Below are 13,960 nucleotides of genomic sequence, written 5' to 3' on the forward strand. Positions count from 1 at the left end.
AAATAAATATTAAAATTATTTTATTTAGAGATCACAACTTTTTTTGATATGGTTCCTTGGTCTGTTTGAATTTGAACTATATATACTCCAGAATTTAAATAAGGAACCTCAAGATTTCCCGAATTCTTAAACCCATCAAATTTCTGACTCTGAAGTAAATCTCCTGTTAATGAATAAATATTGGCATTTGTCACATCAGCCTCAAAAGAATTAAACATAATGGCTTCTTTGCCTTTGTGATAGTATAAATAAACACGTTTATCCAAAACCTCATCACTAGACAAACTTTTTGAATCTTTTAAAAGAATACTAAACCTACCCCTATGCAAATCACCACCTAATGTTATCACAGCTTTATCCAAAGACAAATCTACTATTTCGGCAGTCTCTTTATCCAAAAGATACACATCATTCGAATAATTTTGAAGGGCATCTAACAATATCGTTACTTCGGTATCTTTTTCTAAAACAATTGCAAGTGGTATCTCAAGATTTTCTGCTAAAAATGGTACACCACTTATTACATATCTCAAATTATCACCAAAATCCCAATACATATCATTGGCATAATTATCAAACATCGGAGCATCAAAACCGCGATCAACGTCTAAACTCAAACCTCTCGGAGATGTCACCAATTGACGATGAAAAATACCAGTCGGTGTTTCGTATTCAAAACCTATTCTAATAATCTCCAAATCATCTTTAGCTACTTTTTTCTTTTTACCATTTGATTTAAAAAATACCGTTGATCCGGATTCACGAAATGAATTTTTAAAACTAACTTCAGCACCATTGGACTTTCCAGCAACCATAAAACCTTGGCCTACAGCAATATGTTCTGTTGGGACTTTTGTGAAATTTATAGTATTTCCATCCACTACAATAGATGCCGCTGGACTCGATAATCCTCCTGCTCTTGTGGCATACCCCCCTTCGTAAGCTGCTTTGTAATGTGAATCTCCAGACGGTTGATCCCAAAAATACAGATAACCATCTGTAATGTTATTTGTCAAATGATACTCATTAAAATCGTCGGCATTTATCGTCGAAGGATAGGGATTTCCTAATAGATAATAATTATTCTCGTCTAAATTTAAGTTTATATCTCCGTTGGTTGGTCTCCCTACAAAAACATAATTCGTCGCAGTTCCAGTCCCTTTCATTGTAAAACCTTCTCCTTTTGGTTTGTCTGTATTCTCATTGATTGAATTCCATCCCAAAGCATTACTAAAATCATACAACCAATAACTACTAATCGTATTTGTGCTCCCATCAACATCACCAGTATAGGTAGGAGTTGTCAAAGAAGAAAAATCATTAGGATCTGAAGCAATTGATAGATTGGTTGCTAAATTATATATACCTGCGTTACTCACCGGAGCCCCCCAGTAATTAAATCTATGAATAGAGGAAGTTCCATCTTGAACCATTTTATAAATATTACCGGATCCTGTATTCAAATCTGTTCCGTCTAAAGTTTGAATCAATTGGGCATCTCCATATAAGTACATGTCGCCTTCTAATTCTAGAACATCACTAACCGTTAAATTCTTACCATCTTCAACAGTTAAAACAGCACCGACTGTAATCTCCATACATTTACAATTAGCGGTTGTAGGTAATACAACAGACTCTCTTATTTGCACTGATTTTAATAAATCTATAGAAGAATCATCCAACACGCCGCCAGAATTTCCCCCCGTCCAAGAACTACTTTCATAAATAATTTGTGCATCTGCATTATCACGAATCAATGTAAAAACCTCACCATCAGCAATATCAATATTAGAAAAAATTAAATTATTACCTGATAAAATACCGTTGTTTACAATCCTATGAACGCCATCAGAATAATCTGCATTTCCATCTTCATCAATCAAAAGATTAAATTCACTTGGATTCGCAAAACCTGTCATGTCAAATTGAAGAGTTACTCCAGTTACATTACCAATATTTTTTACTTTCCAATCTCTATCAAAACCTATATACCCATACTCACAAACACTAATTTCTGGAATTAAAGTAGGGAATGACAATTCACTAATTATAGCGTCTGAATCATTATTACCAACAGCAAAAAAATCCAAATCATTATTAAAAGAATTCGTGTTTGCATTATTTGACACAGCAACAGTGCTCCCTAAGGCAACTGTCAATATTCCATCGGCATTAGTAGATTTAGACTGCTTTTGATTCAAATTTGAACTTTCATCTTTACCTATAACAACAATATCATTCCAAAAAGTTAAATCATCCCATATAGTAATCATGGCATCAGATGCAATATATTTTAATGAGGATGTATTTAGGGTAATTCCATACTTTATTGCCAAATAAGACTCTATCTTATTGATATTTTCTGCTGAAATAATTTGATTCTCATAATAAATAACTTCAGAGATAGAACCATTATAATAACCATTGTTTGCTGCGCTATCAAATGTTCCTGCCTCAGAACCATCTCCCACATACCCGAAACGTGTAGTACTACTATTAATGGGCTGGTCGGTAACATCAACAGATAAATCTTCATTACCATTCACACGTAATTTGGTTTCTTCTGTTATACTAGTATCAAAAATAAAACCACCTAATTTAGCCGTACCATCATTAGTAACTTCTACACCATAATTATCTTTAATCCCACCAGAATTATATCCAAATTGCAAAGTACCGTCACCGTGAATAGAGGTATTGAACCACTCACTCCTATCAAAGTCTAAGAATGCCCAATTGGAGGTGTCAAGACTTCCAGAAGTATTAGAACTCGAAAAATCAGTATTATACACCGTCCATACATACACCTGGTTTAGATTATCTGTACTTGTATAATTTTTATCCTTTATAGGCATTCGATCACTACTTCCATCAAAAGTCAAATTGTCATTAAAGTTTGTCATAGAAGAATTAGATGGCTGGTTAGACGTATTTGCTTGAGATAAATCATAACCTTGAAATGTTTGATCTACAACATTTGTTACAGCGCTTCCCGAAGCAGTTACACCAGTATCTGATCTAAACCATAATTCTAATCCAGGAGCAACACCTCCAGGAGCTTTTGAAGATTGCGTCATTACAAATGACACATAAGAATTATCAGGTATATCAACTTGGCTATAATAATGTGTCCCTCCTTCTGTCATAGTATATCTTGTATCACCTGAATCAAATGTTGCATTATCACTAATGATTAAATCTACAGATTCTCCTGTAAAAACAGATTTTTCCATGGCGACAAACACATCTCCAACGTTTCCATTTTTTTCTTGAAACAACCAGGTTTTACCAAAAAGAAACTCACTTCCAGACGAACCAAATGGACTAAATCCATCTGGGGAATTATTATGACCAAAAATTAAAGATTTGCCATCTCCTACTGATGTCCTACTAACATCGCTATTGGATGACGAAAAATCAGCATCCATAGATACAATGAATTTCTCATAATCATTTGATCTTGATATTTTTTGGTTTAAAGCCCCAGCGTCATCTTGAACAATTCCAGCAACTCCATTCCAATAACCAGATATCGTATTGTCCCACAAGGTTAAATTAGCGCTATTAACGTAAGAAGTACCGCTTACATCCATGGTTATTCCATATTTCAGAGCTAAATAGGATTCAATTTTTTTAACATCTTCCGTGCTTAAATCACCCTTATCATAAAATATTATTTCAGCAATTTCACCATCATAATAAATATTATTTTTAGAACCATTAAATTCAGTGGCTTCGGAACCATCACCAATAAAACCATATCTATTTGCACTAACTGATATATCAATGCTAGTATTATCACCTGAGTAGTCTTGAAAACCATCCAGTCGCATAATAGATTCGTTTGTAATTGCTCCAGTTATATCATCATTATTATCAAATAAATAAGTGGCCATATGCGGAATTCCATCATTAGAAACACTTGTTGCTACTAAATCTTGTGTTCCTCCTGATTGATAAGACATTGCTAAACGCCCATTTCCATGAATATAAAAGTTAAAAGATTCGCTTCTATCAAAATCTAAAAAGGACCAGTTGCCAGAATATGATGAATTGGAAAAATTTGTTGCATAAACAACAAACATGGAAAGGTCTGTCAAATTTTGACCATTGGTATAATTTAATCCTGAAATAGCAAATCTATCACTGTTACCATCAAAAGTAAAAGTTTCATTGAAATTAAATAATTTAGATTGCTGGGGTTTTTCTGATTCTGTTGGCTGCAAAGCATGATTATCATCTGAACTTCTATCATCCCAAGTTAAAGTACCTAAATCTTCCACACCATGATCACCACTATACCATAGTGACATCTTAGTTGTGGGAACCCCTCCTGGTGCCTGAGCATAACTTGCTCCCCAAGCGGAGATAAGCGCTATATATACCAATAACTTCTTCATTCTTACAAATTTATGAAGAAACAACACTTAAACTCCTTAAATAATGTTTAGGATTACTGGACACAAAAAAAGCCAAAAACTTTCATTTTTGGCCCTTATTATAAAATTTAAGTAACTTATTTTTTCAACGTATAATAGATACCAACATTAAACAATGGCTGCTGTGACATATTAAAATCTAAAATAAATTCTTCATCTATTTGCCCAATAGAAGCCACTCTACCTACTACCCCCCATCGATCAGCTAATGCGTAAGAAAACCCTAAATCAATAAATAAATCTGTATAAGAAGAAGAAACACCTGCAGTGTCTGTACTTGCATATCTTACATTAGCTCCACCATACACAGAAAACTTTTCACCTAAAGGAAAGAATTTCCTTAAATAAACATGCGGCTTGAAAGTTTTTACATCAGCTCCAGCAAATTTATCACTTTCATAAGAAATTACAGCTCCTAATTGAAGAGATTCTTGAAGCCAATATCCTGCTTCAGGTGCTATTTTAAAATAGTCTTCTTTAAACCCAATGGCTCCACCTGCATAAATACTCCCTTTTTGAGCGAATAAACTTGTTGTCGCGACAAATACTACTGCAATAATCAATAATTTTTTCATAATATATTTTTTGGTTAGTATGATAAATATAAAAAAAAATCAGTACTTCATTTTTATCTCAAGGCAAAGTTAACATCCATAAAAATGATTTTAAATCCTTATTTCAAATTAACTATTAAATATGTAATATTGCATTTCAAATAAAATCACATGAAATCCATACAATCTACTAGCTGTCAGGTCCATTTTCAAGAGAATTCTTACAAAGAATTGAATCACTATTTAGCCAATAGCAATCATTCGTTAATTTTTATTCTTGTTGACGAAAATACAAATAGAGATTGTTTGCCTAAATTAATGGCTGAAATGGCTACGGATCTCACGATTGAGATTGTTGAAATTGAATCAGGAGAAATCAATAAAAATTTAGACACTTGTACAGGTCTTTGGAATGTTTTAACAGAGCTTGGTGCAGATAGAAAAAGTTTGATGATCAACTTAGGAGGTGGTGTTATCACCGACATGGGAGGTTTTGTTGCATCCACATTCAAAAGAGGGATTACCTTTATCAACATCCCAACTACTTTGTTAAGTATGGTAGATGCTTCTGTTGGAGGAAAAACAGGTGTAGATCTAGGGGTATTAAAAAATCAAATTGGAATTTTCTCTGACCCCGAAATGGTATTGATCGATTTAGACTTTTTAAAAACAGTACCTGAAGAAGAAATTATTTCTGGGACTGCAGAAGTTATTAAGCATGGGTTGATATATGATCTTGACCTTTACAATGATGTTAGAAACAATAATTTAAAAAACGTTGCTTATTTAATTCATCGTTCAGTAGAAATTAAAAATGAGGTTGTACTTGCAGATCAAAAAGAAAGTAGCCTACGTAAAATATTAAACTACGGGCATACAATTGGACATGCTGTAGAATCATATTTTTTAGAATCTGATCATAAAAAAACACTAACACACGGACAAGCGATTTCATTAGGAATGGTTACAGAGGCTTATATCTCTAATAAGTTATTTGGTTTTCCGGAAGAAACAGTAGCAGATTTAAAATCTTATGTGCTGAATTTATTTGGTAAAGTGCCGATTACAAAAGAAGACTTTACAGCAGTTTTTGAATATTTAAAACATGACAAAAAAAATGTTGGAGGACAAGTAAACTTTGTATTATTAGAGGCAATTGCTAGCTATAAAATTGATTGTAAAGTTTCTATTGAACTGGTAGAGGAATCTATCAATTATTACCTAGAATCGTAATCTATATACTCTTAAAATAACCTAAAAAGAAAATCATAATAAGATTTTCTTTTTTTTTGAAATAAAACATGAAAAAGAAATTCCTAACATTAATTATTGTATTCATTTCGTTTATCGTTGACTTATCATCTCAAAGTCATTACGAGAACGGTTATTTAATTTTAAATGATAATTCAAAACTAGAATGTCTTATCTTAAACAAAGATTGGCTTGACAACCCTACAACCGTTACTTATAAAATAAAAGATAAAAAACAAACAGACTCTATTAAATCCATTAAAGAGTTTTGTATAAATGGTAAATCGAAATATATCCGGTTTCATGGCGATATAGAACGTTCTGATAACAATTTGTCCAATTTAACGACTCAAAGAAATCCAAAATTCAACAATGAAATAATATACTTACGAGTCCTACTCGAAGGACCTGGTTCATTATATGAATATATCGATAACGGAATAACAAAGTATTTTTTCAAGACGCCAAATAACAACATTCAACAATTGATAAAAATTGAATATCTATCAAATGATGGAGGTGTAAAAACAAACAACATGTTTAGACAACAATTATCTAATCATTTAATTTGTGAGAGCATTCATCAAAAAGATTTAAAATGGCTCGATTACAACGATCATTCTTTATCTAAAATATTTAAGAAATATAATAATTGCATAGAACCCCAATCTCAACTATCAGATGAAGCAATAAAAAACACAAATTTTATTGATGTCAAAAAAAAGCGTAGTAAAACCAGATTCACCGTTACCGCTGGACCTACCTTTAATAAACTAGAGGTTCTTACCGACGATCAATATTACATCGGTCAAACGGAACTTGAAGTTGGTTATCGAATTGGAATTGAAGCTGAATTTACAATACCGTATTTCCATAATCAGTTCAGTCTGCTTTTAGAACCTGTATTTTATAGTTTTTCATATAACGGTACTTTTCCACCAAACCCAGATTATTTTTATAGATTTAGTGCAACTAACACTTTTAAAGGTAGTTATTCAAATATTGATATCAATGTTGGTATTCGATACAAATATGTTTTCAATAAAAACACTACAGTTTTTACAAACCTAATTTTATCCAACTCCTTGCCTCAAGATGCTGAGAAACCAGGAGTTATTTTAAATGATAGTGGTAGTAGTTATTTAACTTATCACGATTCTTTTTTATCTTACTACTCCTTAGGACTAGGATACAAATTAAATGATAAATTCTCATTAGAGGCTAGGCTTTCTAGAAAAAGAAGAATTGTATATAATTATGCTATCTCCGGAGCTGACCTTAGCTCAAGTTCACTTATTTTTGGCTATACGTTTTAAATTCAAAGAATCTTTTGATTGAGATGCACTTCGTATTTAAAACTATAAGAATCTAAAAAAACTAAGTTTATAACCTTTCATTTTTGTTCAAAAGCAATTACCAAATAATTAAATAGGAAAGTCATTAAGTTTATCTATATATAGAATTTTATATAAACTTTCATTTGATAGCTTTTTTGAAATAAAAAGCTCCAATTGATTGTACAATACGTTTACTTAAACAAAAACACATTCTATGAGGTTTTCAACTCCTTATGAGTCAAATTTTAGTTTTTGTCTATACTACCACCCGTTTTTAGCTGTAAACATCAAGTTTAAAACAAGGTTTTAAAACACTGGTTTCTACCAATCCTTCGTGGTGTTCGTTACTTTTACATCATAAAAAAACATGATGATGAAAATCAAATTTCTTATTATTTTCCTTTTTTGCAGCCTTTTAAACATTGCTCAAAACACCTACGAATCTGGATATATTATTTCAAATGATAGTACAAAAATAGAGTGTTCTATTTTAAACAAAGATTGGATGAGCAACCCTACCAAAATATCATATAGAACAACTACCGATACAAAAATTAAAACAGCAACTGTGGAAAATATAATTGAATTTGGTATATATGGAAAATCAAAGTTTATAAAATTTAATGGAAATATTGAAAGATCTAGCAGTGATGCTGACAAGTTCACCAAATCAAGAAATCCAAAATTCAACCAAGAAACGTTATTTTTAAGAGTTTTGATTGAAGGAAATGCAAATCTTTATCAATACATCGACTCTAATTTGGTGAAATTTTTATTTAAAACAGAAACAACTCCAATATCTCAGCTTATTAGAATTGAACATTTAACAAACAAAGGGAATTCATATGTAGTGAATAATATGTATCGTCAACAATTATACACTGCATTCAGATGTGATGGAATAAACAAACGAGATTTTGATATTTTAAAATATAAATCTAAAGATCTAAAAAAAGTTTTTATTAAATATAACAATTGCATTTCACAAGAAAACGTTGAATATACAGATCTCTCCGAGAAGAAAAGCACTATAGTCATTGAAGACTCTAACAAGGTTTTTTCTAATAAAACCAGGTTGAACTTTTCTATTAATGTTGGACTATCTTTCAATGATTTTCAATTCAAAGAAACTAACACCTTATACGATAGTCAAGGGGTAGCTGAAAATCAACCAGGATACCGTATGGGACTAGAAATAGAATCTATTCTTCCCTATTTCAATAAATCTTGGAGTATTTTATTTGAGAGCTTTTATACCAATGTTAATTTGGAAGGACAATTAACTGGATCTGAATATTCTGAGAGATATAGTTTTAAGGGGAATTATAAAACTTTCAACCTAGGTATGGGAATAAGATATAAATATCGTTTAAATGAAAAATCTACACTATTCACCAATGCAAATTTTGTTTATGTTCTAACTAAACATAAAGAAAAAGAAGGAATTGTCATAGATAATTATTGGAGAAACTCTGACATTCATCTAGATTTTCACAGATTCTCATCAGCATATTTGAATATAGGTTTTGGATTTATGTACAAAGATATTTACTCTATTGAATACCGAATTTCCGGTAAAAGAGATATTCTTTACATCAATGCACCTGCTGATAGTCAGTTCAGAGATTCAACAATAATTCTTGCTGTAAAACTATTTTAATACAACATGGTTTCATAACATAAAAGATGATTTTTAAAGTTTCTTCAAATAGTGTTTGAAAACTATAAGTTTCATCATTCGGAAATTGTTCGGAATCAACATTTATTGTTACCATCTCAATGATTCTATTTGTTTTAACATGGATATTTAAAATACTATAAGAGTTACATATCAATTCAAACCTCTATTTCGTAAAATCTATTTGTAATTATATCTAATAACTTGCACTCATAACAGATTAATTTATCTTTGTCATAAAAACATGGCACTTACTGCATCAAACCCTTTTGAACTCCGTAAAAAAGCACCAGATTTCAATTTATTAGATACTGTATCAAATTTGAATATTTCGTTACAAGAATCGAAAGGAAATAAGGGAACTTTGATCCTATTTATTTGTAATCATTGCCCCTATGTAATTCATATCAATCCCTTTTTAGTTTCATTAGCCAACGAATACCAAGCAAAGGGAATCAATTTTATAGCCATTAGTAGTAACGATATTGAAAACTACCCACAAGACAGTCCTGATAAAATGAAGAAACTAGCTCGTGAAATTGGGTACCCTTTTCCTTATCTATTTGATGAAACACAAAAAGTTGCCAAGGCTTATGATGCCGCTTGTACACCAGATATTTTCTTGTTTGATAAAAATTTAGAAATCTTTTATCATGGTCAATTAGACGATTCTCGTCCTGGAAACGATATTCCTGTCACCGGAAAAGATCTTATTTCTGCGATGGATATCATGCTGAAAGGAGAGATATATTCAAGAAAGGTATTACCTAGTATGGGGTGTGGTATAAAATGGAAAAAACAATAAAAAAATGTCAAAAAACACCCAACCTACTCCAGTAAAAGACAGAATTATATTTTTAGATATATTGCGCGGATTTGCTCTATCAGGAATTCTTTTTGCGAATATTCTTAGTTGGAGCGGTTATAAATTTTTGCCGCAAGAGCTTATTGATCAACTCGGAAATACTGAAACAGATTCTAACATTTATTATTTCCTTAAGTTTTTTATTGACACCAAGTTTTATACAATTTTCTCCATTTTATTTGGTATCGGATTTTACATGCAGGTAAGTAAAAACAGAGATAACCCGCTTTTTCCTCCGTTATATTTTAGAAGAATGTGTTTGTTATTAGTCATAGGCTTATTCCATGCAACATTTTGGTCAGGAGATATTCTAACGTTATATGCATTAACGGGAATGATTCTTTTGTCCATGAGAAATGTAAACCCTAAATTGCTACTACACTATTCGGCAATATTTTACTTTACTCCAGTATTTTTAGACATTATTTACATGTATAGTTTTGCTAATGCATTACCTGACTTAAGCAAAAATGCTTTGAAACAATACCCAGATATGACACCATCGGAAGTTGTTACAACATTTCAAAGCCCGTATTTCTTAGACGCCATAAAAATAAATTTGCATAATTTAATGTGGCGCTGGTATGATTTTATTCCTTCAGGAAGGCCTTTTAAAATCCTTGGACTCTTTTTTCTCGGATCTCACCTATACAATACTAAGTTTTTTACAACAGGTGCCTTAAAATTTAAAAACACGCTTCTTTTTGGTGTTATAGGAATAACTCTCACTTATCTTTCAACGTATATAAAAGGAAATGCAGCAGAGTTTTCTAAAAATTGGTATCAGGTTGGAGCCAGGTTACTACATGAAACTGCACAGATAAACCTAAGCATGTTTTATATTTGTTTTCTCGCTATATTGGTTCACAAATGGCCTACATTTTTTGTGTTTAACGGACTTAAAAAATATGGTAGAATGTCATTAACCTCATACATTGGGCAAACCGTATTGGGAATATTAATTTTTTATCCTTTTGCTCACACCTTTCAACTCTTTGGATTATTATCTTTAGAATCTATTTATTATATTGGATGCGCAATGCTAATCTTTCAGTTAGCATTTAGTATCTTATGGTTTCGTTTTTTCAAGTTTGGCCCAGTTGAATGGTTATGGAGATGTGCTACCTTAAGAAAATGGTTACCAATAAAAATAAATGCTAAAATTTAGTCTGAACCTTACGCTATGAAATACCTATCAAAGTTTTCAACCCTATTTATTTTTCTTTTCGTCTGTTTCTCACAAACTACAATTGCACAAAATGGGAGCACATCCACTTCAAAGGATTCTACATCTGTTGTAAAACCTACATTTATTGAAACTATAAATATTGTAGATAAAATTGAAAGTGAAAAAGAATCCTTAAAAAACACTCAAAACGAACTCAAAAAAAATAAAGATTTAGCATTGATAGACTCTTTATTACCGATCTATTCTAAATTTATTAGAGACCAAAGAAAAGACACAGAAGCTTTTATAAAAGCAAACCCAAATCGTTTAAAAATAAATATTTTAATAAAAAAATGGAATGGGTATATAGACTATCTAAATATCTGGCAATCTGATGTAAATAAATTCGCTAAAAACAATAACAGAATCAAGGAAAAAGTTTCCTTTGATAAAGAAACTTGGAAACTAACTTATGACAATTCTAAAGAAAATAAAATTCCATATGAAGTTTTAAAAAATGTTAAAACTGTTTTAGATGATGTAAGCAAATTGGAAAAAAACATCATCAATAAAAACAATGATTTATTAAAACTTGAATCTAAAATAAGTAAACAAATAACAAGTTCAAAAGATGTTATTGTTCAACTAAATGACCTTAAAAATTCAAATGTATATAACCTTTTTTACTTACGACATGAACCTTTATGGAAAGTAAGTTTTAAATCTACTAAAAATCAAAAAATACGGAGAGAAAACTCAGAATCTATTACAAAAAACATAAAAGACTTCTTACAACTTCTTAAAAACAGCGAAGAACAACTGAATCTTTTCACTTTTTTAGTGATTTTTCTATCTCTATTAATTCTATACATTAAAAGAACCTTATCCAAAAGTAAAATTTATGAAACTGGCTTTGAAATCACCAGAGCTAGAGATAACCTTAAAGATTTCACATTATCAACCATCTTGTTTGCTGCGATTGTAACAGCAAAATACACCTTTATAAATACACCAAAACTATTTGATGATTGCTTATCCATTTCGGTATTAATAGTCATTATTCCTTTGGTTAAAGCAAACCTAAATCCACACTATTACAAGGCGCTTTATTTTATTGTTGTTATCTATATATTAGATCTATTAAAGACCTATTTATGGCTCACTATCGGGCAGTATAAATTGTATTTATTGGCAATGAGTTTGTTAGTAATAATTGCCACTTTTATCATCAGACCTGATAAAATTACTGCAAGGAAGATGAAGATTGGATATTTTAGTAGATATCTTCAAAAACTAACCCCTACACTCTATGTTATTGCCGCAATAGCAATCATCTCAAATGTGTTAGGATATACTAATCTAACAGAAACCACTTTAAAAATATGTATTAGTGGAGCGGTAATCACCATGCTTTTCTACTACATACTACTCATCATCAACAGTATCTCTGTTATTGTGATTCATAGACACTACAACAGACAGGCTGGATATGATGTAAAGCTCAAAAAGAAAAGTCAAAGAAAGGCCTCTAAAATTATTAGAATCATCATGACTATTTTAGGAAGTCTTATATTCTTAAAATTGATCGATGTCCTAACCTATGTAATTGATTTTTTTGATAATATTTTGTCTGATCCCTATAAAATTGGTGACCTAACTTTTACGCTAGGTGCAGTGGTTAGCTTTATTTTAATCCTTAGCGGTTCTTTTATCATAACAAGGCTCGTTTCTTTTACCTTTGGAGAATCAGACAGGTTATTTAATATCATAAAACTACCTAAAGGTGTGCCAGCTGCGATTTCACTAGTAGTAAGATACTTTATTATCGCTTTCGGTATTATGCTTGCATTGTCTTCCTTAGGAATCGACTTAAGCAAATTCAACTTGATGGCTGGAGCACTTGGACTGGGTATTGGTTTTGGTTTACAAACGGTGATTTCTAATTTTGTTTCAGGACTTATTCTTGTTTTCGAACGTCCTATTTTCCCTGGCGATACTGTGGAAGTAGACAATCTTTTAGGAACAGTAAATAGAATCGGTGTTAGATCTTCTAGTATCACCACTTTTGATGGTGCTGAGGTTGTGGTTCCAAATAACAACTTGATTTCAAATAATCTTATCAACTGGACCCTTTCAAACAAGGTAAAAAGATTAGAAATTGTTATTGGAACTACTTATGCTGCTGATCCTAATGAGGTAATAAAAATTTTAGCGGACGCTGCCTTAAGTAGTGATAAAGTATTAAGAACCCCTGCTCCTCTTCCTTTATTAAACGACTTTGGAACAAGCTCTTTAAATTTTAAACTTAGATTCTGGGTTCAGAATGAAAATGGATTGAGTGCACGAAGTGATGTTTCTATTGCCATTTATAATAAATTCAAGGAAAACGGTATCGAAATCCCATATCCTCATCAAGATGTTTACATCAAAGATTTACCAAACAACATATTTCCTAAAAAGCAAGAGGAGTAAAATACTTTAATCTATTTTATATTGGTAGAAAAAAAATTCGGTTGCTTTTAAGCAACCGAATTAAACAGTAATCCTACCCCTAAGATAACTAGTTTAAAAAACTCTTTCATAGCAATCTTTGTTAATTTCCTTAGCAATTTCACTCTAAATTAACAAATGTTATCCTTCTAAATACAATTATACACCAAGCGTATTG

8 protein-coding genes are annotated in these 13,960 nt (G+C 31.3%); 6 read left to right on the top strand and 2 right to left on the bottom strand.

What is annotated here, in order from left to right; all coding sequences use genetic code 11:
• Positions 1–20: 20 nt before the first annotated feature.
• Both AC2DZ0_RS03975 and AC2DZ0_RS03980 read right to left on the bottom strand, forming a co-directional pair.
• Positions 21–4,400 carry a DUF8202 domain-containing protein gene (locus tag AC2DZ0_RS03975; protein WP_484643837.1) on the bottom strand — a complete coding sequence of 1,460 codons (4,380 nt, stop codon included), beginning with the start codon at positions 4,398–4,400 and terminating at the stop codon, positions 21–23.
• A gap of 116 nt (positions 4,401–4,516) precedes the next feature.
• Positions 4,517–5,014 (bottom strand): hypothetical protein, encoded by a 498-nt coding sequence (locus tag AC2DZ0_RS03980; protein WP_484643838.1) that lies wholly within the window; start codon positions 5,012–5,014, stop codon positions 4,517–4,519.
• Positions 5,015–5,164: 150 nt separating this feature from the next.
• On the opposite strand from AC2DZ0_RS03980, the gene aroB reads away from it, so the two are divergent.
• The 6 genes from aroB to AC2DZ0_RS04010 all read left to right on the top strand — a co-directional run bounded on the left by aroB (position 5,165) and on the right by AC2DZ0_RS04010 (position 13,764).
• Positions 5,165–6,226, top strand: coding sequence for a 3-dehydroquinate synthase (gene aroB / locus AC2DZ0_RS03985; protein ID WP_484643839.1), 1,062 nt, complete (start codon positions 5,165–5,167; stop codon positions 6,224–6,226).
• A gap of 68 nt (positions 6,227–6,294) precedes the next feature.
• Complete coding sequence (locus AC2DZ0_RS03990; RefSeq protein ID WP_484643841.1) at positions 6,295–7,560, top strand: hypothetical protein; 1,266 nt, start codon at positions 6,295–6,297, stop codon at positions 7,558–7,560.
• 394 nt (positions 7,561–7,954) lie between these two features.
• Positions 7,955–9,241, top strand: a complete 1,287-nt coding sequence (locus tag AC2DZ0_RS03995) for a hypothetical protein (protein WP_484643842.1) — start codon at positions 7,955–7,957, stop codon at positions 9,239–9,241.
• A 262-nt stretch (positions 9,242–9,503) separates the two neighbouring features.
• On the top strand, positions 9,504–10,064 hold the full coding sequence (locus tag AC2DZ0_RS04000) for a thioredoxin family protein (RefSeq protein ID WP_484643843.1): 561 nt from the start codon (positions 9,504–9,506) through the stop codon (positions 10,062–10,064).
• Positions 10,065–10,068: 4 nt separating this feature from the next.
• Positions 10,069–11,292, top strand: coding sequence for a DUF418 domain-containing protein (locus tag AC2DZ0_RS04005; protein WP_484643845.1), 1,224 nt, complete (start codon positions 10,069–10,071; stop codon positions 11,290–11,292).
• 15 nt (positions 11,293–11,307) lie between these two features.
• On the top strand, positions 11,308–13,764 hold the full coding sequence (locus tag AC2DZ0_RS04010) for a mechanosensitive ion channel family protein (protein ID WP_484643846.1): 2,457 nt from the start codon (positions 11,308–11,310) through the stop codon (positions 13,762–13,764).
• Positions 13,765–13,960: the final 196 nt, after the last annotated feature.

It is taken from the genome of Flavicella sp. IMCC45668 (assembly GCF_057219105.1).

Bases quoted from the DNA above. Each gene is read 5' to 3' on its own strand.
- AC2DZ0_RS04000 (WP_484643843.1), top strand. From the start codon at position 9,504: ATGGCACTTACTGCATCAAACCCTTTTGAACTCCGTAAAAAAGCACCA.
- AC2DZ0_RS04005 (WP_484643845.1), top strand. From the start codon at position 10,069: ATGTCAAAAAACACCCAACCTACTCCAGTAAAAGACAGAATTATATTT.
- AC2DZ0_RS03990 (WP_484643841.1), top strand. From the start codon at position 6,295: ATGAAAAAGAAATTCCTAACATTAATTATTGTATTCATTTCGTTTATC.
- AC2DZ0_RS04010 (WP_484643846.1), top strand. From the start codon at position 11,308: ATGAAATACCTATCAAAGTTTTCAACCCTATTTATTTTTCTTTTCGTC.
- AC2DZ0_RS03975 (WP_484643837.1), bottom strand. From the start codon at position 4,400: ATGAAGAAGTTATTGGTATATATAGCGCTTATCTCCGCTTGGGGAGCA.
- AC2DZ0_RS03995 (WP_484643842.1), top strand. From the start codon at position 7,955: ATGAAAATCAAATTTCTTATTATTTTCCTTTTTTGCAGCCTTTTAAAC.
- aroB (WP_484643839.1), top strand. From the start codon at position 5,165: ATGAAATCCATACAATCTACTAGCTGTCAGGTCCATTTTCAAGAGAAT.
- AC2DZ0_RS03980 (WP_484643838.1), bottom strand. From the start codon at position 5,014: ATGAAAAAATTATTGATTATTGCAGTAGTATTTGTCGCGACAACAAGT.